This window comes from Haloferax sp. Atlit-4N (assembly GCF_003383025.1).
GTDB classification, from domain to species: Archaea; Halobacteriota; Halobacteria; order Halobacteriales; family Haloferacaceae; genus Haloferax; species Haloferax gibbonsii.
The window spans coordinates 853,544-876,750 of sequence record NZ_PSYY01000002.1; the positions used below are offsets into that span (position 1 = coordinate 853,544).

General features: G+C 63.5%; 16 protein-coding genes. 9 read left to right on the forward strand and 7 right to left on the reverse strand.

Annotated features, from left to right (window positions below):
* Position 1 precedes the first annotated feature (1 nt).
* Both C5C07_RS13455 and C5C07_RS13460 read right to left on the reverse strand, forming a co-directional pair.
* Positions 2-961 (reverse strand): ABC transporter permease, encoded by a 960-nt coding sequence (locus C5C07_RS13455; RefSeq protein ID WP_008096151.1) that lies wholly within the window; start codon positions 959-961, stop codon positions 2-4.
* Between the two features lie 75 nt (positions 962-1,036).
* Positions 1,037-2,779: an ABC transporter substrate-binding protein gene (locus C5C07_RS13460; protein WP_004976029.1), complete on the reverse strand. Its 1,743-nt coding sequence runs from the start codon at positions 2,777-2,779 to the stop codon at positions 1,037-1,039.
* Positions 2,780-2,964: 185 nt separating this feature from the next.
* Between C5C07_RS13460 and C5C07_RS13465 the strand changes: the two genes are divergently transcribed.
* The 3 genes from C5C07_RS13465 (at position 2,965) to C5C07_RS13475 (ending at position 7,073) form a co-directional block, all read left to right on the forward strand.
* Positions 2,965-4,227 (forward strand): amidohydrolase, encoded by a 1,263-nt coding sequence (locus tag C5C07_RS13465; protein WP_115805272.1) that lies wholly within the window; start codon positions 2,965-2,967, stop codon positions 4,225-4,227.
* A gap of 129 nt (positions 4,228-4,356) precedes the next feature.
* A complete protein-coding gene (locus tag C5C07_RS13470; RefSeq protein ID WP_115805273.1) occupies positions 4,357-5,613 on the forward strand; it encodes a hydantoinase/carbamoylase family amidase in 1,257 nt (418 codons plus the stop codon).
* A gap of 641 nt (positions 5,614-6,254) precedes the next feature.
* Positions 6,255-7,073 (forward strand): IclR family transcriptional regulator, encoded by an 819-nt coding sequence (locus tag C5C07_RS13475; RefSeq protein ID WP_004976035.1) that lies wholly within the window; start codon positions 6,255-6,257, stop codon positions 7,071-7,073.
* 179 nt (positions 7,074-7,252) lie between these two features.
* Here the strand turns inward: C5C07_RS13475 and C5C07_RS13480 are convergent, their stop codons facing one another.
* The gene (locus C5C07_RS13480) at positions 7,253-8,350 is read right to left on the reverse strand and encodes a TrmB family transcriptional regulator (RefSeq protein WP_004976039.1); all 1,098 of its coding nucleotides are present in this window, start codon (positions 8,348-8,350) and stop codon (positions 7,253-7,255) included.
* Positions 8,351-9,343: 993 nt separating this feature from the next.
* Positions 9,344-11,494 carry a glycoside hydrolase family 3 N-terminal domain-containing protein gene (locus tag C5C07_RS13485; protein ID WP_004976041.1) on the reverse strand — a complete coding sequence of 717 codons (2,151 nt, stop codon included), beginning with the start codon at positions 11,492-11,494 and terminating at the stop codon, positions 9,344-9,346.
* A gap of 520 nt (positions 11,495-12,014) precedes the next feature.
* Between C5C07_RS13485 and C5C07_RS13490 the strand changes: the two genes are divergently transcribed.
* From C5C07_RS13490 to C5C07_RS13515, 6 genes are all read left to right on the forward strand, one after another.
* Positions 12,015-13,613: an ABC transporter substrate-binding protein gene (locus C5C07_RS13490; protein ID WP_115805274.1), complete on the forward strand. Its 1,599-nt coding sequence runs from the start codon at positions 12,015-12,017 to the stop codon at positions 13,611-13,613.
* Between the two features lie 21 nt (positions 13,614-13,634).
* Positions 13,635-14,639: an ABC transporter permease gene (locus C5C07_RS13495; RefSeq protein ID WP_004976045.1), complete on the forward strand. Its 1,005-nt coding sequence runs from the start codon at positions 13,635-13,637 to the stop codon at positions 14,637-14,639.
* Positions 14,626-15,687: an ABC transporter permease gene (locus C5C07_RS13500; RefSeq protein ID WP_394324755.1), complete on the forward strand. Its 1,062-nt coding sequence runs from the start codon at positions 14,626-14,628 to the stop codon at positions 15,685-15,687. The genes C5C07_RS13495 and C5C07_RS13500 overlap by 14 nt, the downstream gene beginning before the upstream one ends.
* 42 nt (positions 15,688-15,729) lie before the next feature.
* Positions 15,730-16,776, forward strand: a complete 1,047-nt coding sequence (locus C5C07_RS13505; protein ID WP_199522748.1) for an ABC transporter ATP-binding protein — start codon at positions 15,730-15,732, stop codon at positions 16,774-16,776.
* Positions 16,773-17,879 carry an oligopeptide/dipeptide ABC transporter ATP-binding protein gene (locus C5C07_RS13510; protein ID WP_115805276.1) on the forward strand — a complete coding sequence of 369 codons (1,107 nt, stop codon included), beginning with the start codon at positions 16,773-16,775 and terminating at the stop codon, positions 17,877-17,879. The genes C5C07_RS13505 and C5C07_RS13510 overlap by 4 nt, the downstream gene beginning before the upstream one ends.
* A gap of 132 nt (positions 17,880-18,011) precedes the next feature.
* Positions 18,012-18,245, forward strand: coding sequence for a hypothetical protein (locus C5C07_RS13515; RefSeq protein WP_004976054.1), 234 nt, complete (start codon positions 18,012-18,014; stop codon positions 18,243-18,245).
* An 863-nt stretch (positions 18,246-19,108) separates the two neighbouring features.
* Here C5C07_RS13515 and C5C07_RS13520 read toward each other — a convergent pair.
* The 3 genes from C5C07_RS13520 to C5C07_RS13530 all read right to left on the reverse strand — a co-directional run bounded on the left by C5C07_RS13520 (position 19,109) and on the right by C5C07_RS13530 (position 23,206).
* The gene (locus tag C5C07_RS13520; RefSeq protein WP_004976056.1) at positions 19,109-19,978 is read right to left on the reverse strand and encodes a class 1 fructose-bisphosphatase; all 870 of its coding nucleotides are present in this window, start codon (positions 19,976-19,978) and stop codon (positions 19,109-19,111) included.
* Positions 19,979-20,912: 934 nt separating this feature from the next.
* Entirely contained in the window at positions 20,913-22,079 is a 1,167-nt protein-coding gene (locus C5C07_RS13525; RefSeq protein ID WP_004976059.1) for a Cdc6/Cdc18 family protein, read from the reverse strand.
* Positions 22,080-22,126: 47 nt separating this feature from the next.
* Positions 22,127-23,206, reverse strand: coding sequence for a hypothetical protein (locus C5C07_RS13530; protein WP_004976060.1), 1,080 nt, complete (start codon positions 23,204-23,206; stop codon positions 22,127-22,129).
* Position 23,207: the final 1 nt, after the last annotated feature.

Here is a 23,207-nt window from a genome sequence, read left to right on the forward strand (position 1 = left end):
GTTAGTTTCCATCGTGTCTGATGCGGGGGTCGAGGTAGGCGTACAGCACGTCCACCGCGAGGTTCGCGAAGACGAACACGCTCGCGATGAACAGGATGAGCGCCTGGATGATGCGGTAGTCGCGGCGGTCGATGGCCAGTATCAGGAGCTTGCCGATACCGGGGAGGTTGAACACCGTCTCGGTCAGAATCGCGCCGTTCATGAGTTGGCCGAGTCCGACGCCGATGACGGTCACGACGGGGATGAGCGCGTTCTTCGAGGCGTCCTTGAGGACGATTTCGCGCGCGCCGATGCCCATCGCGCGGGCGGTCTTGACGTAGTCCTGACTGAGCGTGTCCAGCATCTCGGAGCGCATCATCCGGGCGATGAGCGCGGAGTAGGCCGTCCCGAGCGTGATGACCGGAAGGAACAACTGCTGGAGGTTCGCCACCGGGTCGACCCACGGCGGCGTCCAGCCGCCGGTCGCCCACGGGAACGAAAACTGCACCGCGAATATCATGATGAGGATGATACCCAGCCAGAAGTCGGGAATCGAGATGCCCGACAGCGCGGCGATGCGCGCGGCGTGGTCCGCGGGCTTGTCCTTCCGGACGGCGCTGATGATGCCCGCCGGGATGGCGATGAGGACCGCCGTAATCATGCTGAGAATCGACAGCTCGACCGTCAGCGGGATGCGCTCGACGATGATGTCGGTGACGGGCGTCCCCTGCTTGACCGTCCACGACACGCCGAAGTCGCCCTGTATCGCGTCGAACACCCACATGCCGTACTGGACGTACAGCGGGCGGTTGAGCCCCATCTCCAGTCGAATCTGCCTGACGAGCTCCTCGCTGCTGAGCGGGCCGAGCATCACCCGCACCGGACCGCCCGGCGCGAGGTGGACGAGCGCGAAGACGACGACGCTCACCCCGAGGAGGACGGGAACGCTCAACAGCAGGCGCTTGAGGACGAACCGGAACATGCTCACGGCCGAGTCACCTCCCGGGTCGCCGTCTGCGGTCGACGAGTCTGGCGCGAACGCGTGTGCATCGGCTCGTCACTCACCCTTCGAGACGAAGCGGTAGTTGTCCTGGAACGTGCCCACGTCGTAGTCGTTGACGGCGTTGCGCCACGCTTCGAGCTTGTTCACGTAGGCGATGTCTATCTGGATGCCGTGTTCGACGAGGTACTCCTCCAGTTCCCAGACGATTTCCTTCTGTTCTTGTTCGTCCGTCGAGGCCTGTGCCTCGCGGAGCTTCGAGACGTACCACTCGTGACCGTTCGAGAAGTCGCCCTCGGCGTCCTCGGGCGCGGCGGGGCCGCTCGGCGCGTAGATGTCTTCGAGGTCGTCCGAGGGGTGGTGCCAGTTGTTGTGGTTGTGGTTGTTGTCGGCGTAGCCGGCGTCGAGCCACGACGTGGCGACCGGAATCGACTGCGCCCAGTCTTCCATCGCGGCGTGCCACGTGTCCGTGCTGTACACCTGATTGAGGAGCGTGGACTTGTCGACGGCGGTGACGCTGGCTTCGATGCCGATTTTCGACAGTTGGTTCTGGATGACGACGGCCTCGTCTTTGAACCACGAGCCCTTGGTGGCGATGATGTCCATCTCGAAGCCGTCGGGGTTGCCCGCGAGTTCGAGTTCCTTCTTGGCCTTCTCGGGGTCGTACATCTGCATCTCCTTGAGCTTCGGCGAAGTCCAGTCGCTGTCGGGGTACCACGGTCCCTTCTGGACCGCGCCCTGTCCGTAGAAAATCTCGTCGAGGATCTCCTCGCGGTCGATGCCGAACAGCACCGCGCGGCGGTTGTGCCGGTTGCTCATCGGGTTGCCCTCCGACTCCATGAGGTTCACGTACAGCACCTGGGTGAAGTTGCCGGGGACGGACTCGGTCGTGATGTCGGGTTGGCCGCTGAGGCTCTCGAAGTCCTTCGGGGGAACCTTGTCCGTCAGGTCGAGTTGGCCGGACCGGAGGTTCGCGAGGCGCGTGGAGTCCTCGCCGATGAAGTCGAACTTGAACTCGTCGACGGCGGGCGCACCCTCCTTCCAGTAGTCTTCGTTCTTTTCGAGGAGGACGTGACTCCCGCTTTTCCACTCGACGAATTTGAACGCGCCGGTGCCCGCGCCGGCGGGGTCCTTCGTGAGGTCGGTCGCGAGGCCGCTCGGCCCCTTCCCGTCCGCGGTGTCGCCGCGGGACCCCTCGGGAACGATACCCTCCAGGCCGCGCGTGAGCCACCAGTTGAGCGTCCCGAACGGCTGGGAGAGGTTGAGCCGGAGCGTCCGGTCACCGACGATTTCGGTGTCCTCGACGAACGGCAGGCGGCTCTTGACCGGCGACTTGTTGTCGGGGTTGAGAATCCAGTCGACGGAGTACTTGAAGTCCTCGACGGTGACCTCGTCGCCGTTGTGGAAGGTGATACCCTCGCGCAGCGTGTACTCGAAGGCCGTCCCACCGTCGACCGGGTCGGGAACCTCGGTCACGAGGCCGGGCTGGAGTTCGGAGTCGGGCGTCAGTTCGATGACCTCGTCGTAGATGAGGCCGCCGATGGTGCTGGTCGCGGTGTCCGTCCAGAGCGCGGGGTCGAAGTTCCACGGCTCCGCGGCGAGCGCGACGTTGACGCGGACGGTCTCTCCCGAGTTGCCCGACGAACCGCTGTCGGTGCTCCCGCCGCTCGTCTCGGTTCCGTCGGAACCGCCGGAATCGCCGCCGGTACAGCCCGCAAACGCGGTCGCGCCGACCGCGCTCGCGGCCGCAATAAATTGCCGTCTGTCCATGTTTATCTCGGTAATGTTGTCGTCTGACATTGTTTCTCGGAGCTACGTACACACCCTTGTAGCGGTACGCGTGATACCTTAGCTCATGAAACACCGTTATTTATATCTTTGGCAACCCCTCACAAACTTGGTACTATCTCGCAATGGGTTCCGGGCGCGTTCGTTGTGCTACCGCTTCCCAAACAGTTTAACGGGGTGGTTGCAATGTCGGCTTCATGGCGTACGCCAGCACGCTCTCCCTGCGAGAGTTACGACAGGACCTTCACGCCCACCCCGAGTCCGGGTGGAAGGAGTTCCGCACGACAGCCCTCATCGCCGCCGCGCTCGACGACCGCGAGTTCACACTCCACCTCGGCCCGGACGCAGTCGCCGAAGACGAGCGACTCGGCGTCCCCGACGACGACGCGGTCGCGGCCGCAATCGAACGCGCACGCGAGGAAGGCGCACCCGAGGCCTACCTGGAACGGATGGGCGGTATCACGGGGCTCGTCGCCGAGAAGACCTTCGGCGACGGGCCGACCGTCGGCGTCCGCGTCGACATGGACGCCCTCGAACGCACCGAGTCGAGCGACGAGGCGCACCGCCCCGCGAAACTGGGCTTCGCGAGCACGCACCCCAACGAGATGCACGCGTGCGGCCACGACGGTCACACCGCCATCGGCCTCGGCATCGCCCGCGACATCGACGACGACGGCGGGTTCGACGGTACGCTTCGGCTGTTCTTCCAGCCGGCGGAGGAGGGCGGCCGCGGCGGCAAGCCGATGAGCGAGACCGACCTGCTCGCGGACATCGATTACTTCCTCGCGCTCCACCTCGGTCTCGGCAACCCCACGGGGACCGTCATCGCCGCCTACGAGAACCCGCTTTCGAACGCGAAACTCGACGCGACCTTCGAGGGCGCGCCGAGCCACGCGGGCAACGCGCCCAACGAGGGGCGCAACGCGCTCCACGCGGCGACCGCAGCGGTCCAGAATCTCTACGGGATTCCGCGCCACGCCGACGGTGCGACCCGCATCAACGTCGGGAAGTTCGAGTCCCCCAACCCGCAGAACATCATCGCAGAAGAGGCGCGTCTCCGCGTCGAGGTCCGCGGCAGGACCGCCGAACTCAACGACTACATGCTGGAAAAGGCCCGCCGCGTGCTCGACCACGCCGCGGGCATGCACGACGTGTCGGTCGAGACGGGACTGTACGGGAAGACGTCGACGTTCACGGCCGACGACGAGATGGTCGAGGCCGTCCTCGCGTCGGCGGCCGACCTCGACGACGTGACCGAGACGGTCCCGCGACTCGACATCGGCGGCAGCGAGGACGCCTCCTACCTCATCCGGCGCGTGCAGGACCACGGCGGGAAGGCGACCTACGTCGGTATCGGCGCGAGCAACGAGTTCGGCCACCACACCTCGCGGTTCGACATCGACGAAGACGCCCTCGACGTCGGCGTCGACGTGGTGTGTCAGACGATTCGAACGCTCTAACGCGGCGACTCGACCCGGCTGTCCGACCCCGACCAGCCGCGCGTCCCGGCCGTCGTCGCCGCCGCCGACCCGTAGAATCTGCCACGAACGCACACAATTATTAGCTATCGTTTGCGAGTTGAGTCGCACATGCAGGCCTCCCAGCAGCGACTCCGCGAGGACATCGAAGCGAACGCCCGCTTCGGCGACATCGACGCGCCGGCGGGACGCGGCCGAACCGTCCTGACCGGAAGCGACGCCGACCGACGCGCTCGCGAATATTTCGTCGAGCGACTGCGCGACGCCGGCCTCTCGGTCCGCATCGACGCCGTGGGCAACGTCGCCGGGCGGTGGGTCCCCGAGGGAGCCGACCCCGACGCGGCCCCCGTCGCCGCCGGGAGTCACCTCGATTCGGTCCCCGAGGGTGGCATCTTCGACGGCCCGCTCGGCGTCTACGCGGCGCTCGAAGCGGTCCGAACGCTCCAAGAACGAGACGCCGACGTGAGCCTCGACCGCCCAATCGACGTCGTCTCGTTCACCGAAGAGGAGGGCGCGCGCTTCTCGCACGGCCTGCTCGGGTCGTCGGTGGCAACGGGGGCGCGAGACGCCGACGACGCGCTCGCGTTCCGCGACGCCGACGGCACGACGCTCGCAGCGCACCTCGACGCCATCGGCTTCCGCGGAACCGACACCATCGCGGCCGCGGAGTGGGACGCGTGGGCCGAACTCCACATCGAACAGGGGACGCTCCTGGAGTCCGCGGGGGCGTCGGTCGGCGTCGTCGACGCCATCACCGGTATCACGACCTGCGCGGCCGACATCGTCGGCGAGGCAGACCACGCCGGCGCGACGCCGATGGACGAGCGCCGCGACGCGCTGGTCGCCGCCAGCGAGTTCGTCGTCGACTTCCGGGCCGCGGCCGACGACGTGGCGCAGAACCAGAGCGCCACCGCCGTGGGAACCGTCGGCCAGTTCGACGTGACCCCGAACGCGCGCAACATTGTCCCCGGTGAGGTCACGCTGCAGATGGACATCCGCGACGTGAACTACCGGGCGATGAACGCCATCGCGGAGCGAGCGGACGCCGCGCTCGCGCACCTCGAAACCACCCACCCGGTCGAGACGAGCTTCGACCGCTACCGCGACCAGCGCCCGAGTCGGATGGCCGACGACTGCGTCGACGCCGCATTCGCCGCCGCCGCGGCCGAGGATATCGACGCCCAACGGATGCACTCCGCGGCGATGCACGATACTGCAAATGTTGCCACCGTCACCGATGCCGTGCTCCTGTTCGCACCGTCGGCGGACGGCCTCTCGCACAACCCGCGCGAATGGACCGACTGGGCCGACTGTGCGACCGCAGCGTCGGTTCTCGCGGGGACGCTCGCTCGCCTCGCCGCCGCGTGAGCCGTTGCCTGAGCCGTCGCAGACGACCCACCCCTCTCTGCCACTCCGTCTTCGCGTTCCGATAGTTTAGCGCTCTACTCGCGTCTTTGCCGCCGTTTCGTCCCGACCGCACCGCCAATCTCGCTATGTGACACGCACCCGGCATGCTCACCCAACGGCGTCGTCTCGGTCGCGTTCCGGGAGCGTCGGACGCGCTCCGCCGGAGATGTCGGATTCCCGCTTGGAGTGGTCTCGGGTCGCTCGGGTTCTCGTCCAGCGAGCCACGGACCACGATAGCCGAAATCACTCGTGGACAACTCTGTACCGCTGCTTTGCCGTCAAATACAACGACTATCGGTGTCGCAGGCGACGTATCTCTCGGTACCGAAGTCAACAAGCGGAAACACCGGGAGTACGACGATTCTACGCATCTGACAGGCAGGGATCGCGGGCAGTGGCCGTCGCCTCCGGTGTGTCTCGGGGGATGCGCACATCCGCGCTCGCGCTGGGCGAGGGGGTGGACGACTCCGGCTTCGAGTCGGGGTTGACAATTATCGAGCGAAACCGCCTTCGAGCCCCTGTCTCGACACCGATTTTGCCCAACACGTTTCGATTGCAAGATATTCGGAACAGCTATGACACCCGATAGACGTTCTCGTAGCATGCCCGAGAACCCCAACACCGATGCGCCGTCGCGGACCCTCAGCACGGTGGACACGGCGGTCAGCGTCGTCAGGGCGCTCGAGGAGTTGAACGGGGCGCGCGTCGCCGAGTTGGTCGATTACCTCGACCTCTCGAAGTCCACGGTGTACAACCACCTCGCGACCCTGCGGAAGAACAACCTCGTCGCCAAGGACGGCGACAGCTACCATCTCAGCCTCCAGTTCCTGCTTCTGGGCGAGTACGTGCGCAACCAGCAGATACTCTACCAAGTCGGCAAGGAGGAAGTCGAGGCGCTCGCGGAGAAGACCGGCGAGTACGCCCACCTCTCGACCGAACAGCACGGCCTGCGAATCAGCCTGCTCAAGGTTCGCGGCGAGCGCGCGGTCGGCAGCCAGTACCAGCGCTCGAAGATTCAGCGCCCGGACAACCTCCACGCGTCGTCGACCGGGAAGGCCATCCTCGCGTTCCTCCCGCGCAGTCGGGTGGCGGAAATCGTCGACCAACACGGCCTGCCGGCGAAGACCGAGGCGACGATCACCGACCGCGACGCGCTGTTCGACGAGCTCGACGCCATCCGCGAGCGGGGGTACGCCTGCAACGACGAGGAGGAAATCGAAGGCCTCCGCGCCGTCGGCGCACCGATTCGAGACCGAAACGGCACCGTCCTCGGCGCGCTGAGCGTCTCCGGGCCGACGAGCCGAATCAAGGGCGAGCAGTTCCGCGACACCATCCCCGAGATGGTCACGAGCACTGCCAACATCATCGAAGTGAACATGAACATGGCGGCGCGGAGTTCGAACGCCGGGCGCTTCGACTGAACCGCCCGCCCCCCGACAGCCATGACACAGATATGCCCGTAATCTTTTGCGACATCTCATCCGGGTTCGGATGCGGTGTCCGGTCGAGCAGTTCGGCGTTCTGACCGTTCTCCCGACCGTTTCACCGGGGCCGTCCCGCAGCCGTCGTCGGCCGCTCGAAGCCAGCGAGCGCTGGCCCGTCAGTCCCGTCTCTCGTGGGTGAACGGTGTCTCTCCGATGTCGATACGCTCCAAGGTGATCGTCCGTATCTCCATGTCTTCGAAGACAGCACCCCACCCGCCAACGACGGCCGTTTCGTCGCCCGTGTCGAGTGTGAGGTTCTTGTACGCCCCAAGGTCGGACAGCGCCAGCCGTGACGGCGGTCGCTCGTCTCCGTAGAACGAGATGTCGGCGACGCTCCCTTCGACAGCCGTCTCTCCGCCATCTGCAAGGTCGACGCCTTCGACGGTGACCCCGAGTTCGAACCCGCGTTCCCAAAGCGGGACGATATCCCGAATGAACTCCTCGATGGTGACGTAGGTGTACTGGTCTTCGGCGTCGAGGTAGACGGTCGGGTACAGGTTCCACAGACAGGTGAGGAAGAACCAGTGAAAGACAAACGGCAGGATGCGGTCGTAGACGAGGACGCCGTAGTCTTCGTCGGAGCGCGTGTTCGGTCCGAAACACGTCCGGTTTCGGTCGATAACGACGAGGTACGGTCCCGGAATGGTACACACACGAAGTTCCGAGAGCACCCCACTCGGGTCGAACGCCGCGGGTGGTTCATCGTCCTGGTCGATGTAGACGGCCGCACGGACGACGACACCTCGGTCGCGGGCCTCTCGAAGCGCCGGAGAAAGCGACTGGAGTTGTTCGAACGACCCGGCGACCTCCACGACGGTTTCTGCGTCGTCGATGAGGTCCTGTGCGTTCTCGACTGCTGTCTCGACACGCTTGGTGACGCCGACTCTCGCGTCCATCCGCTCGGGAGTTCGGTACCGCTCGCGGACCGCTTCGGCGGCATCGTGGAGGAGTTCACCCCTGGACTCTAGGTCCGCCATCGCCGCCTCCGGGTCACACGGTTGCACGTACAGTTTCTCTCGTTCGATCGTTTCGACGTACCCCTTCGATTCGAGGCTCCGGAGAACGTCGTACACTTGCGAGACGGGGACGGCGCTCTCACGACCCACCTCGATAGCAGGCGAGACGCCCATCTCGAGGAGTGTGAGATAGGCGTCGGCTTGGTACGACGTGAGGTCCGCGTACTCGAGTGCGTTCGTCAGCGTTTCGCGGTCCATACCCGCACCCACACAATCGTTCACCATGAATACTTCGTTGATGTCCGGCCCTGGTTCCGGGAGCCGTTTGCGTTCGACCAGTACGGTGAGACGTCCGTGTGAAGAGTTCGACCGCTTCGAAACGACTGCGGTCGCTCGCGAACGATTCACCGTGCGGGTTCCATCAGAGATGGTTACTTTCTTGTCAGCAATTCGGGTGTCGTTGGTGGGCGATATACTACCCTCGGGAGGCCGTCTGAGACACCGCCACCGAGATCACGACTCACCCAGAACCAGTCGAATGTGCGGTGCCTGTCTCGAGGCACGATTCAACTGCTGAATGGCTGTCCGAGTCTCCGTTGGGGAACGTCGCGAACGGCGGGCACACCAAGTCATTACGGGCCTAAGTCTGTAATAGATATCCCGGCTACGACCCAGATATACTCTAGGATATGATAGCTGAGCCGGCGACACGGCTTCGTGCCCCTACCGAGGAGCGAACCAATTCGGACGACATTCCCAGATACGCCGTTAGAAGCCGTCAATCAGGCGTTTGGAATGTCGGCGTACTTATTTTTCAGCGCCCTATACAGAAAATTTGCTTGTGTCTGACTCCTTAGTATTCGAGCCTCTACGAAGCAGAGAAACGGGTTTCATGCCCTCTAAAGTCGGTTTCGAGGGCATAGTCTCTTTCAGTAAACTTACGCTACTCTGAGTTGTTTTCTCAATTCCTCACTGAAATGACCTGATATCCGGAATATGTGTGTTTCATGTGGCCGAATGCCAGACGATGGGTTCCCGTAGGATACCGAACGACGGCCCGAAAGGTCGTCCATGAGAGCCTCACGAAACGCGGGCGACGGCTCAACAGGAGACAGTTCCGTGTCTGTTCTCGCCGCGGCGTCGAGAGGGAGACACGTAGTGGCGGCGCTCTCTCCACGAAGAACCGCCAGGAAAAATATCGCCGCCGAAAACCTCGCTCGGAACGGGTTACGCAGTCCGCGACGAGGCCGGTCAGTCGGACTTCGGTTCGACGGTAATCGTGACAGCTTGCTCGCCGACACGAAGGGTGTACTCACCCGGAATCGCCAACACCCTGCCGGTTTCGTCGACGCGCCCGATCGATGCCGCATCGATGGGGACCGACACCGTCTCTGTGGCTCCGGGGTCGAGCGAGACACGCTCGAACCCACAGAGTTCCCGGACCGGGGTTACGCGCGTTCCAGCCTGGTCGGTGACGTACACCTGTACGACGGTCGAACCGCGTCGGTCCCCGACGTTCTCCACGGGGAGTTCGACTGTCGTGGTCCCGTGGGGTGACATCCGCTCGTTCGTCACGGTCATCGAGCCGAACTCGAACTCGGTGTAACTCAGCCCGTGACCGAATTCGAAGAGTGGGTCGTACGACGGGAGATGTTCGTCGGGACCGATCGGTGTCGGGTGCGGGAAGTGATTGAACCGGGTGGGAAGGTGACTCGCGGACCGAGGGAACGAAATCGGTAATCGCCCGCCGGGGTCGCACGCCCCGAAGAGCGTCTCCGCGACGGCTTGGCCACCCATTGTCCCCGGGTAGTACGCCAGCAACAGCGAGGGGAGATTCGCTGCCATCCACTCCACGGCCAGCGGTCGACCGGTGACGAGGACGCCAACGACAGGAGTCCCCGTCTCGTGCAACGCGGTTACGAGCTCGCGCTGCGCATCGGGGAGTTCGAGCGTGGTTCGGTTCGGAAACTCGTCGGGGGCGGTACCGCTCTCCGCGGTCGGCCCAAACTCGTGGATATACCAGTTCTCTCCGACGGCGACCACCGCGACGTCCGCATCCTTCGCCGCTTCGACTGCGGCGTCGATATCGTCTGGGTCGGTTACCGTCGCCCCCCGCTCGTAGGTCACCGTCCCATCGCACACGGATTCGATTCCGTCTTTGATTGTGATGACGTCGGTGCCCGCTTCGTCGGGGACGCTCCAGCCACCGAGTTGGTGAACGGGGGTGTCTGCGTTCGGTCCAGCGACGAGAACGTCGGCACCGGGGTCCAACGGGAGCGTGTCGTCGTTCTGAAGCAGCGTCATCGACTTCCGCGCGGTCGCTAACGCGTCGGCTCGATGCGCATCGGCACCGACGACGTCTCGCGCTTCGTTCGCATCGACGAACGCGTCTTCGAAGAGCCCGAGCCGGAATTTGAGGTCGAGGACGCGCCTGACGCTCTCGTCGAGAGCGTGCTCTGCGACCGCTCCCGCTTCGACGAGCGACACGAGATGGTCCGCGTGCGCGACCGCATCGACTGATGCGACATCGAGTCCAGCGTTGCGAGTCATCCGGACCGACTCGCGGTGGTCGCTCGCGACGTGGTGGTCCTCGTGAAGCATCCGGACCCCGTTCCAATCAGAGACGACGGTTCCATCGAATCCGAGTTTCCCTCGCAGAAGGTCCGTGAGATAGTCGCGTGAGGCGTGTGCGGGCTTCCCGTCGATTGCGTTGTAGCAGGGCATAACGGACGCGACGCCCTCGTCAATCGCGTCGAGGAACGACGGTAAGAAGACGTTTCGAAGGAGGTACGAGGACACTTCGACGGGGGCAGTGTCTTCCCCCCGTGCGGGCTCGCTATAGGCCGGGAAGTGCTTCGCGGTTGCCGCCACGGAGTTGGGGTCGTCGAGGCCGTCGCCTTGGTACCCGCGTACCATCGCACCCGCCATCCGTCCGCACAGAAATGGACTCTCGCCGAACGTCTCGAAGGTGCGGCCCCACCGCGGCTCTCGAGCAACGTCGCACGTGGGCGAATAGTTCTGCTGTGCCCCCGACTTCCGGACTTCGGTTGCAGTGACCGCTGCCGCCCTCTCGACGCCGTCTTCGTCCCACGTTGCCGCCATCCCGAGTCCGTTCGGGAACGCCGTTCCTTCGGCGACGTACGCGTGACCGTGGACGGCATCCACGTTGAACAACAGCGGGATACCGAGTCGAGTCTTCGACAGCGCGACTTCTTGAAGATGGTTGACCGTCTCTACGATGTCGTCTATTCGAGAGTCGAGCGCTCCTGCCCACCCGAACGACGCAACAGCACCGACTGCGGATTCGACGATTTCGTCTTCGACGTCTTCGACCGATTTGAACCCATCAAGTTGTCCCGCCCACGTGCCGACGAGTTGCCCGACTTTCTCTTCGACCGTCATTCGGTCGAGAAGGTCCTCGATGCGCTTCTCGGTCGGGAGAGTCTCATCTCTGTAAGGGGGATGCTTGCTTTCTGACTGCATACGGCGAAGAGAAGGCCGCTACTACTTATACATTTGCCAACGCGTGACGAGCGTCGCTCAGACGGCCGTGTTTCGCGACGAGAGCGTGACTGTGCCGTGTTCTCCGACGCCGACGTGTTCGGTGTGGCCCTCTTGGGAGAACTGTCACAACAGCCATCTGCTACACCTAACCAAATATTTATTAACAATGACTGTGGTTTGTTATCAGTACGCCATGTCAGACAGTACTGACCGCTTTAGCGACTTGATTAGCCGGCGCCGTTTCGTCGAACTAACCGGGGCAACCGGAATCGCAGCCCTTGCGGGGTGTAGTGGTGCGTCCACCGGAGGGGGAACGACCGACGACGGTGGGTCGAACGGGGACACGACCGGGTCCAACGGGAACGATGCAGGCGGTGACGATTCCGAGACGAGTGGGACGACTGTCCTCGACAAGAAGATGGTCGGTGCCACGAACAACGGTGTGCCGACGAACCTCCACCTGAACCCGGAAGCGACGCAGAACTACGACCCACGAGCGGGGAACTTCGTCTTCGAACGGTTCGCCGCCTACAACTTCTCGACCGGCGAGTTCGAGTTAGCCGCGCTCGACTCGTGGTCCATCGAGGGCCAGACGGTGACACTCACGCTCCGGGACGACCTGTTGTGGGATACCGGCGAGGACGTGACCGCGCGTGACGTCCTGACGCAGTTCCGCCTGATGAAGAAGATGAACACGTCGCTTTGGGACTTCACCGAGAGCGTCGAACGGGGCGACGACGACAAGACCGTCGTTCTCAACCTGAAGCGACCGTCCAACCCGGAGGTCATCAAACACACGCTCGCCAACGGCTCACTCCGACTGTTCGCGTACCATCCGACCTTCGAACAGTTCCTCGACAAAGAAGCCGAGGAGCTCCAGCAGTTCAAATACGAGGGAGACGTGGTCGCGAGCGGCCCCTTCTCGGTCGCGTCGAAGTCGAAGCAGTCGTGGGAACTCACGAGGAATCCCGAATACTACGGCGCTGAAAACATCAACTTCGCGGGCATCTCGCTTCTCTCGCGGGCGGACAACACCGCACTCCAACAGGGCCTGATGGGCCGCGAACTCGACTTCGTCACGAGCCTCTTCGCGCCGCCGAAGATCGTCGGCAACTTCCCCGACTCCGTCGAAGAGGTCACCATCTCTGCGAAGTGGGGGTACGGCGTCCTGTTCAATCACGACGACCCCGACTTCGGGAAGCGAAACGTCCGGCAGGCCGTCGCTCACATCGTCAACCGCCAGCAGGTCGTTGATAACGCAGGGCCGCGAACGAAAGCGCCCGCACCGAAGGTGACTGGCATCGCCCCGGGTGACCAGGAATCGTGGCTCGGTGACGCGTACGACTCCTTCGAGGGGTACGGCATGGCGGCGTCGCAGACGGACAAAGCCGCCGCGCTCCTCCGCGAGGCCGGCTACTCGAAGGAAGACGGCACGTGGACGCACAGCAGCGGTCGAACCCTCGGTGGGACGTACTACACCCCCGCTGGCTGGACGGACTGGACCACGGCGACGAACACTGTCGTCGACCAGTTGAACGCGTTCGGCTTCGACTTCGAAATCAGCCAGAAGCCGACGGGGGATTTCTTCGGCGGCTACATCGAATCCAACTTCAAGATCGGCGCGTTCTACTGGCTGCCCGGTGGCGCCCGGTCGTCGTTCCCGTACTTCCCGCTCCGCTGGCAGCTCACGAACCCGGACATCGACGGCGGCCACAACTTCCCGGAGGGCGAACAGACTGTCCCCGGGATGGACGGCGGCGAGATGACTATCGACCCACTCTCGGTGGCACAGGAGATTTCGACCACGCAGGACCGAGCCGCGACGGAGGAACTCATCAAGCGTGTCGCGTGGCACCACAACCAGAACATTCCAATACTGGGGCTGGTCGCGAAGCTCGAACAGTCGTGGCTCACCACCGACGAGTGGGACATCCCGGCGGAAGGGAGCGACGACCGAGCGATCAAGTGGCCAAGCGAGTGGCTCCCGCGCAAGGGACAGCTCATGGCCGAGCGATAATCGAAGTGGAGCAACGTAACCATGAGTAACTACTACGTCCGTCGGACGGCCAGGGTGTTCGCGACCATCTTCGCGGTCGCGACGCTCACGTTCGGGCTGATTCGCCTCCTTCCGGGCGGCCCCTTCACGCAGTTGCGCGCGCAACTGCTTCGGCAGGGCGTTCCGGCATCCGAGGTCGACGCCCGGATTTCGAACCTCCAGAACATCGACCCCAACGCGCCGCTCTGGCGGCAGTACCTGGACTACATGGGCGCCGTCGCGCAGGGGAACTTCGGCGAGTCGATCTCGCTGGGCGAACCGGTGGCGCAGGTCATCGCCGAAGCGGTGCCGTGGACGGTGTTCGTCGTCCTGGTGTCGACGATTCTCATGTTCGCCGTCGGTATCTTCCTCGGGTCGTTACAGGCCTACTGGGAAGGCTCGCGGTTCGACAAGGCGTTCAGTGGCCTCTCGATCGGCCTCATGTCCGTCCCCTTCTACGTCGTCGCCGTCATCTCGCTGTACGTCTTCGCGTACCAGTGGGGATGGTTGCCGACGGCGGGGACAGTCGGGACCAACGTCGACAAAGAACTGAGCGTCCCGTTCGTGCTCAGCGCGCTCGAACACAGTCTCTTGCCCATCTTCTCGTACACGCTGGGCGGGATCGGCGGGCAGGCGTTGGCCATGCGCGGGAACAGCATCCAGGTGCTCGGTAACGACTACGTCCGGGTCGCGAGACTCCGCGGGCTCCCCGACCGCCGAATCGCGACTCGGTACGTCGCGAGGAACGCCATCCTTCCGATGTACACCGGGTTCCTGTTGCTCCTCGGATTCCGCCTGTCGGGGACCGTCATTCTGGAGCAGATATTCTCGTACACCGGACTCGGCTACTACATGTTCGCCGCGCTGAAGGCGAACGACTACCCGCTCATGATGGCGACGTTCCTCATCATCACCGTCGCGCTCATCGTCGGCGTCTATATCGCCGACCTGACCTACAGCAAGATCGACCCGCGAATCAGTGCCGGAGGTTCTGATGAAGCGTACTGAGAGAGAAGAGTCCAGCGCGGCGGAGTCCAGCGCAGTGGTTACCGACGGTGCCGGCGTCGACTGGCGAGGGTCGGCCTCGTCGTCGGTGACGGTGACTCGTGCGGAGCGACTTCGAGAGTTCTACGAGGAAACCGTCCTGAAACCGATGCTCGTCGCGTGGTCGGACAGCAGAACCCGACTCGGACTGCTCATCATCGGGTTCTACGTGTCGTTGGCGCTCGTGGCCGTCCTCGGTCTCTGGCGAGCGCCTTCGACGAGTCAGGCCCCTCGGTACCTGACGCTGTTCGAGAACATGCAGTACCCGCTCGGGACGACTGCGTCGGGGACGGACCTCGCCGCACTCATCATCCACTCGACTCCAGACATCTTGCTGATGGTCACCTCGGGTGGGCTCTGGGCGACCGGTATCGCCGTCCTCGTCGGGACCGTCGCTGGGTACAAGGGCGGTTCGGTCGGACGCGCGTTGATGTCGATATCGGACTTCGTCATGGCCATCCCCGGGCTCCCGCTGGTGATGATTCTCGCGATTACGTTCAATCCCAAGAACCCGATCCTGCTCGGAATCGTCATCAACATCAACTACTGGGCTGGCCTCGGCCGGTCGATCCATTCACAGGTGCTGACGATTCGAGAGAACAACTACGTCGAAGCCTCCCGGACGATGGGCGTGAGCACGCCGCGAATCATCCTGAAGGACGTGATTCCGAACATCATGCCGTACGTGACGGTCAACTTCGTGTTCGCCGCGCGGTACGTCGTGTTCGCATCGATCGGACTGTTCTTCCTCGGCGTGTTGCCGTACTCCGACCAGAACTGGGGCGTCACCCTGAACTTCGCGTACAATGGTGGTGCCCTGTTCTCTTGGAGTGCCGCACACTGGCTTCTCGTCCCGATGGCCGCGATTATCGGCCTCTCGGTCGGCCTCATCCTCCTCGGTCAGGGGATGGACCGCGTGTTCAACCCGCGTGTCCGCACTCGGCTGACGGGGGAGTCTGAGTCGACTGCTTCGGCCGACGAGAAAGACACCGGCATGACGGAGGTACTGTAGATGACTGCCAAACAGCGCGAAACGACGACCACGACGACAACTATGACGACAGACGACCCAATCATCGAGATCAACAACGCGGCCGTCACGTACGACGGAGGCGAGACGTACGTGTTGGACCACGTGAGCATGTCTATCGAACGTGGCGAGATTCTCGGCATCGTGGGCGAGAGCGGAAGCGGCAAGTCGATGTTCGCCGACTCGATGCTGGACGCCATCCCCGACCCCGGACGACTGTCCGGTGAGATACGCTACCACCGCGACGATGGGACCACAGTCGACGTGCTCGAACTCTCCGACGACGAACTTCGGGAGTTCCGGTGGGAGGAGGTGTCGATGGTCTTCCAGGGCGCGATGAGTTCGTTCAACCCGACGATGAAGATCGGCGGGCACTTCAGAGAGACGCTGAAGGCCCACGACGCCGACGTCACGTCTGGAATGGAGTTCGCCCGTGAACTCCTCTCTGACCTGTACCTCGACCCGGAGCGCGTGCTGACGTCGTACCCGCACGAACTCTCCGGCGGGATGCAACAGCGGGCACTCATCGCCCTGTCGCTCGTTCTCGAACCCGAAGTGCTGGTGATGGACGAACCGACCGCCGCACTCGACCTCCTGATGCAGCGTTCGATTCTGACGCTCCTCCAGGACTTACAGGAGAAGTACGACCTGACGATGGTGTTCATCACCCACGACCTGCCGCTGGTCGCCGAACTCGCCGACCGGATGGCCGTCATGTACGCCTTCCAACTCATCGAGGTCGGCGACCGTGAGCAACTTATCGCGAATAGCGGACACCCATACACGCGAGCGTTGCTCAATGCGACGCCCGACATCGAAGCACCGCTCGAAGAGATGCGACCGATCGAGGGACAGAGTCCGGCACCCATCAACGTTCCACAGGGGTGCGCCTTCGCACCGCGATGTCCACTCGCCACCGAAGAGTGCCGAGTTGAAGACCCGGCGTTCACGCAACTCGACGACGGCCACGCCGTCGCCTGTCACTACGCGGAAGACGCACGAGACGAGATTGCGCTGCACTTCGACCGTTCCGAGGAGACCGTTCCGGTCTCGGGAGGTGGTGGGTCGTGAGCCGTGCCGACGAATCGTCGAGCGGGTCCGACCCGCTCGACGAACCACTCATCTCACTCGAAAACCTCGAAGTCCACTTCGAAACAGAGCAAGGACTGTTCGACCTCTTCGAGGAGCCAGACGTGGTCAAAGCGGTCGACGGCGTCTCGCTCGACATCGAGGAGAACGACGTCCTCGCACTCGTCGGGGAAAGCGGGTGCGGAAAGACCACCCTCGGCAAGACGACCATCGGACTCCAGCGGCCGACGGGCGGGACGGTGACGTACAAGGGACAGGACATCTGGGCCGCCAAAGACGGCAACGGAGAGATACCGTTCGACGAGATTCGGTCGTCGCTCCAGATTATTCATCAGGACCCCGGGAGTTCGCTCAACCCTAATCGACGGATTCTGAACATCCTCGCAGAGCCGATTAAGCTCACTCACCCAGCGGTCGGGGCCAGCGAACGCCGCGAGCGGATTCACGCGCTTCTCGAGCGCGTCGGTATGAACCCCGCAGCGGACTTCGCAGACCGGTACCCACACCAGCTCAGCGGCGGAGAGAAACAGCGCGTGGCGCTCGCTCGCGCGCTCTTGATGAATCCCGACGTGATCCTCGCAGACGAGGCCATCAGCGCACTCGACGTCTCCTTACGGGTCGAAATGATGGACCTGATGCTCGATTTGCAGTCGGAGTTCGACACCTCGTTCGTGTTCGTCTCGCACGACCTCTCGAACGCGCGGTACTTCGCAGAACACGGGGACGGTCGAATCGGGGTGATGTATCTCGGAAATCTGGTCGAAGTCGGGCCGGCAGACCAACTCATCGGCGACCCCAGTCACCCGTACACGAACGTCCTCCGCTGGGCGACGCCGAACTTGTCCCGACAGTCGGGTGAGGCTGGTGAGCCGCCGATGCGGAAGATAGACATCCCGGATCCGGTCAACCCACCGAGCGGGTGCCGGTTCCACACACGCTGTCCCGAAGCACGTGAGGCGTGCCGAGAGGTGGCCCCACAACTCCAACAGTCCGGTGAGGCCGCTGGCCATCGCGTCGCCTGCTTCAGAGACGACCCGAACCACACCTATTGGGATAGCGACCCGCTGACGGAGGACGATGACTGATGTGAATGGGTGGTTGTCGCTTCCGCCTCACTCGCTGGTCGCCGGTGCGAACCCGCCCTTCCATCTCGACCGGAACCTGACCGGTATCGGTCGAATCGGGAGCTTGATAATCGGTGCAATATACGATACCGTATGACACGGCTAGAGACGGTTGTCGACGTGATCTGCGACCAACGTGACCGGTTCCCGCTGTTCGTCGCAATCGGCATCGTGATGGGGCTCCTGCTCGGGTTTTCGTTGTTGTATCTCGAACCGGGGACTGCCGCGTACGCGATCGCGCTCGTCGACGTTGGCCTCGTTGCGGTCACGGTGGTCGGGTTTGGCGGCGGCTTTTGGCTCTGTACGAAGCGCTCCGTAGAGGACTGACGCGGTACTGGCGACGGCGCTGAGCACTCGGTGGGGACGAATGGCTGGTCTCACGAGAAACGAATCACTGCGCGACACCCGACCGCCGCTGAATGCGTCAAACCAGCAAAGGACCCAACCGCTCCCTGGAGACACCAGTCAGGAGTTCTCCGCGCACTCCAGGAAGCGGTTATTTATGTAAAGAAAGGAGACATAGACACACCATAGCAAATTTATTACATTTGACTATCGGTCTGCTGACTGCGGAGCGACTCAGCTGAGATAACAGCAAGGTGGGCGATCACCTCGTCAATTATGTTCAGATGTGATGAGTATGTATTGATTTTATTATACAATAGTACTGGATGGGACGCTTCTTGCGCCAAATTGGCCGGACACCGCGAAACCGTCCTGAGTACGTTGCCATACTCCCGTCAGAGGCCCACAGTCACCCGTACGACGCCTCGTTCGTCGTCGGCCACCGGTATCGGACTCAGTCCCGACACCCTGACCGACTCGATTCGACCACGTGAGCAAAAACCTCGTGAAGTGTCGGTTTTACACGCGTATAGGCTGTTTTAACCGAGTCTTTTCCTCCCTCAAGTGGAATTCACACGGGCTTCGGTAATGAGCCATATTTTGAACAATACTCTATGTCTCAAATCACCTCGACAGTTGGCTGCCGAGCACGGTCGAAGATATTGTATTCTAGAGAATGAGTCCCCAAGTGAAATCTGAATTTAATACTAACTATACATATATTTCATCCGCGGTCGGAACGGACGTGCCACCGCCGCGCTATCGAGCGCATTGCTCAGTTCGGTGGGTGTCGGTGAGTCTGGCTCGTATCGGACCGCGACTCCGCCACCGCGTGAGTCGGACCGTCAGCCCAGTCGCGCTTCCAGCGACTCGACGAGCGAGTCGTTGCCGATGTAGACCGGAACGCGGTCGTGGATGCCGTCGGGCGTCCCCGAGAGGAGCGACGCCTCGCCGTCGGAGGACCGCCCGCCCGCACACTCGATGATGTAGCCGATGGGAAAGCCCTCGAACTGCTGTCGGAGTTTCCCGCTCGGTGCGTCGGTCTGTGCGGGGTACGCGAAGACGCCGCCGTAGTGGAGAATCTGGTTCACGTCGCCGATCATCGAGCCGCCGTAGCGGAGCTTCATGCCCTCGGTGCGCTCGGTCTCGCTGGCGAACGCCTCGAACTCGTCGAACCAGTGGTTGACGCGGCCGCCGAAACTGAAGATGGCGGGGTCGTCGGGCAGCGTCAACTCCTCGCGGAGCGGGCGCTTGATGCCCGATTCGAGGATGTACTCGCTGACGACGCCGTCGCGGGCGGCCACGAGCGTCGTCACCGGGCCGTAGAGGATGTAGCCAGCGGCGAGCAGATTCTCGCCGCCCGTGGGGAGCGGTTCGTCGTAGACGCTGTAGAGCGTCCCCATCACGTTGTTCGGCTTCAGGTTCGTCGACCCGTCGAGCGGGTCGAGCGCGACGGACACGCCCTCGCCGATGTCGATGACGTCGGCGCGCTCCTCGCTGGCGTACTCGCCGACGCCGTCGAGGGGACGAAGCCGCTTCAACAGCAGTTCGTCGGCGTAGGTGTCGGCTTCCAGTTGGCGCTCGCCGCTCGGGTTCGTGCCCTCCTCGTAGACGCGCCGGCCGGGCAGGCCCGCCCGAATCGACGGCGCGGCCGCACAGAGCGTCTCGACGACGGCGTCGACCACGTCGTCCTCCCGACTCGATTCGTCTGTCATGCGTTCGATACACCCTGCGGAGTCGCGGATGCGTCGAAGCGGTTCGACGGGACGCCGACGGGCGGCGCGCGGACGGGCGTCGGGGTGGTCGTCATTACCTACAGATTCCGTGGACGGAGTATAGTTCTGTCCCCGAGCGTAAGCGTTGCACCGCGCCGACGACGGGGTTTGCGGCGGGTTTTCGACTCGGGCGCTGTTGAAATCCTCCGCTGGTGGAGGTTGTTGGACTCGTGCTGAATACAGGGCGCGAGTCGGCTATGAGTTCAGCACTCGATATGGGCAGCTCAAATCGCTACGTACAGTTTTTCTACTCAGCGGTTATCTCTCGGGGCTTGGCAGAACTAAACTACGTATTGCATTTTGTTCCACCAAGGGGTACCCAGAAGACATATTATATCAACTAAGAAGAAATAATTATGTCAACAGGTGGGGTGCCTGGGTTCATTACAACTCTCCCTCTCGTGGCACTGATTGGTCTCTTCGGTAGTTCAGCAGCAATCGCCTACTGTATTCGAGTACTCGCTGCCCGATACGAGACACCGGCACCGCTTTCAACGGGAAGTCTCACGCTCATCAGTGTACTAGGACAGTTAGCGGTTCTATTCACCGCAGGAACTGTCCTCGCCGGAATTGGTGGAATTCCTGCGAGCCCTTCCTTCTTCGGCCCCGCAGTCCCAGTACTCCTGTTTGGCTATGGACTCCCTCTCGTAGTCATCGCAGTTCTCATCGGGAAATTGATCGAGTGGCGCAGTCAAGATGAACCGTCACGTCGATTTATACATGGTTCGAGCACCGTATTCGCAGTCATCCACCTGCTAACGGTGCCTACCGTTTGGGCAATGTTTGTTCTAATTGAATTACTGATTCGCAGTTACTGATCACAGTTCTGTTATCAATTTCCGTGGCGTCTGTGAGACAGATACGTTCGAACAGATTACTGCGCGGCGAACAGTCGTTCGAACACGACCGTCGGGAACCGCGGTTCGAGTCGGCTCGGCGGCCGGCCCTTTCGGTCGACGCGCTCGGCCGTGACCCGACGGGTGATGCCGTCTTCGGCGAGTTCGTAGAGGATTCGCTTGACCGTCGCCGCCGAGAGGTCGACCGACTTGGCGATGTGCTGGCTCGTCGCCCGCACCGACTGCTGTTGGTCGGGGCGCAACGCGAGGAGTTCGTGAAGCACCTGCTGGCGGTTCTCCGGGAGCGCGAACACGCGGCCGAGCGAGACGCACGGGCGCGGCACCGCGGCGATTCCCGCGGCGGTGTCGGCGGCGGTGATGCTCTGGTGTCTGTTCCGAGTCGCCTCGTCGGCCGCGCCGAACAGCGCCGCGAGCGCGTCGTGGGCGTCGCCGTCGGCCCACTCGGCGATGTCGCGCGCGAGTCGGTGGTCGAGCGTCCGCTGGGACCCGGCCGACGACGCCCGGGTCATCAGCACGTCGATGAGCACCTGACTCTGGTACGGTTCGAACTGAATCTCGCCGGCCGTGTAGTCGGTCAGCACCGTCTCGTCGGGCGACGAACGCCCGATGGCCAACCAACTGACCTTGCTCGGCAGTCCGGCACAGAGCTCGACGAACGCCTCGCCGTCGAGCGTTCCCGGCTCTTCGAGGTGGTCGACGGCGACGATGGCTCCCGTCTGCGGGCCGTCGAGCGTCTCCTTGAGCCGCGACTGGAGCGCCTCCGTCTTGATGCCCTGCTTCGGCACCGACTCGTCGACGAGCGCGTCGAGCACGGCGTGATAGAACGCGAACGCGCTCGTCGTCTCGCGCGCGTCGACGTAGACGAACCGCGGCGCGAACGTCGCCTGCACGCGAGTCGTCGTGTGAATGGCGGCGTTGTTGACGCTCGACACGCGGACGAGGCGGTCGAAAAGCGCCGTCACCACCGCCGACTTCCCCGACCCTTTGGGGCCGTAGACGTAGGCGTTCGGCGGGAGGTGGCCGTCGAACACCGGGTCGAGGTAGTCGAGCAGTCGCTCCAACACCGGCCCGCAGTTCACCGGGTCGTCGATGTGCGCGACCGGCGAGAGCGAATCGTAGTCGACGAGGAGGCGAGGCTCACCGTCACGGCGCTGTCGACGTTTGATCCTCGCTTCGATGTCCATGTCGTGGATGATAGTTCCGAAATGGGAGGTATATCAGTTCTGACTGCTCACGGCAGCGGCACCGCGCCGGCCGTGGTGAAGACGCCCGCGATGGCGAGCAGGCCGAGGACGAACGTGGTCGTCACGATGGAGGCCGCGGGCGGGTCGAAGTGGGTGCTGCCGTGGGCGTAGAAGACGCGCTCGTACACCTCGCCGAGGACGCCGCCGAGGACGCCGAAGCCCGCGCCGAGCACGAGCGCCACGGGGACGCTCGCGCCGTCGAGCATGGCCATGCTGGCGATGAACGTCGCCGGGAGGCTCATGTGGTGGGTGACCGGAATCTTCTCGACGCCGAGATTCAAGAACAGCAGGCTCGTCGCGGAGATGCCGAACGGGATGAACAGGCTCCCCGTGCGCGCGAAGATGTACGCGCTGAGGATGCCGACGGCCATTCCGACGGCGGCGACGCCGCTCCACTTGTACTGGTGCGGGAGCCACGGCTCGACCGCGAGACGGTACGAACCGCCGGTGGCGGTCCCGCCGTCGGTCATCGCCTCGCGTTTTGTGCCCGTCTCGAACGGCGACACGTCGAGGAAGCCCTTGCCGCGGGGGGTTCCGACGAGTTCGTAGCCGAAGACGGCGCGGGCGAGCAGCGCGGTCAGGACGACGCCGACCGCGGGCGGGTCGAGCGGGAGCGCGAGGCCAGCAGAGGTCTGACGAATCGCCATCCCGATGACGCCGAAGACGCCGCCCACCGCGAGGATGTCCGGCCGGGTGCCGAGCGCGTACGCGATGTCCTTCGCGGGGTGGTAGTCGCCGTCGGCGGGCGCGGGCATACCGTCGTTCTTCGCGGCGTAGGCCGCGGCGGCGACGCCGCCCGCGAAGGCGACGTGAGGGCCGAAGACGGGGCCGAACGCCAGCGGGCCGACGATGCCGGCACCGTAGCCGCCCGCGGCGTCCGCGACGAGGCCCCCGCCCCCGACGAACTCCGTGGAGACGACGTTGCCGGCCTCGCCGACGAGCACCATGATACCGGTGAAGATGAACGCCGGCAGCGCCCCGAGAGACGCGCCGAACATCCCGCCCGCGAACGAGGCGATGACGAGCACGAGGATGTCGACGGCTTCGAGGCCGAAGACGATGGCCATC

What these genes read in the sequence shown, in the direction of transcription:
- C5C07_RS13530 (WP_004976060.1), bottom strand. Translation starts at nt 23,206, where the DNA reads ATGGCCATCGTCTTCGGCCTCGAAGCCGTCGACATCCTCGTGCTCGTC.
- C5C07_RS13495 (WP_004976045.1), top strand. Translation starts at nt 13,635, where the DNA reads ATGAGTAACTACTACGTCCGTCGGACGGCCAGGGTGTTCGCGACCATC.
- C5C07_RS13465 (WP_115805272.1), top strand. Translation starts at nt 2,965, where the DNA reads ATGGCGTACGCCAGCACGCTCTCCCTGCGAGAGTTACGACAGGACCTT.
- C5C07_RS13520 (WP_004976056.1), bottom strand. Translation starts at nt 19,978, where the DNA reads ATGACAGACGAATCGAGTCGGGAGGACGACGTGGTCGACGCCGTCGTC.
- C5C07_RS13470 (WP_115805273.1), top strand. Translation starts at nt 4,357, where the DNA reads ATGCAGGCCTCCCAGCAGCGACTCCGCGAGGACATCGAAGCGAACGCC.
- C5C07_RS13500 (WP_394324755.1), top strand. Translation starts at nt 14,626, where the DNA reads ATGAAGCGTACTGAGAGAGAAGAGTCCAGCGCGGCGGAGTCCAGCGCA.
- C5C07_RS13490 (WP_115805274.1), top strand. Translation starts at nt 12,015, where the DNA reads ATGGTCGGTGCCACGAACAACGGTGTGCCGACGAACCTCCACCTGAAC.
- C5C07_RS13525 (WP_004976059.1), bottom strand. Translation starts at nt 22,079, where the DNA reads ATGGACATCGAAGCGAGGATCAAACGTCGACAGCGCCGTGACGGTGAG.
- C5C07_RS13460 (WP_004976029.1), bottom strand. Translation starts at nt 2,779, where the DNA reads ATGTCAGACGACAACATTACCGAGATAAACATGGACAGACGGCAATTT.
- C5C07_RS13475 (WP_004976035.1), top strand. Translation starts at nt 6,255, where the DNA reads ATGCCCGAGAACCCCAACACCGATGCGCCGTCGCGGACCCTCAGCACG.
- C5C07_RS13480 (WP_004976039.1), bottom strand. Translation starts at nt 8,350, where the DNA reads ATGGACCGCGAAACGCTGACGAACGCACTCGAGTACGCGGACCTCACG.
- C5C07_RS13485 (WP_004976041.1), bottom strand. Translation starts at nt 11,494, where the DNA reads ATGACGGTCGAAGAGAAAGTCGGGCAACTCGTCGGCACGTGGGCGGGA.
- C5C07_RS13505 (WP_199522748.1), top strand. Translation starts at nt 15,730, where the DNA reads ATGACGACAGACGACCCAATCATCGAGATCAACAACGCGGCCGTCACG.
- C5C07_RS13515 (WP_004976054.1), top strand. Translation starts at nt 18,012, where the DNA reads ATGACACGGCTAGAGACGGTTGTCGACGTGATCTGCGACCAACGTGAC.
- C5C07_RS13455 (WP_008096151.1), bottom strand. Translation starts at nt 961, where the DNA reads ATGTTCCGGTTCGTCCTCAAGCGCCTGCTGTTGAGCGTTCCCGTCCTC.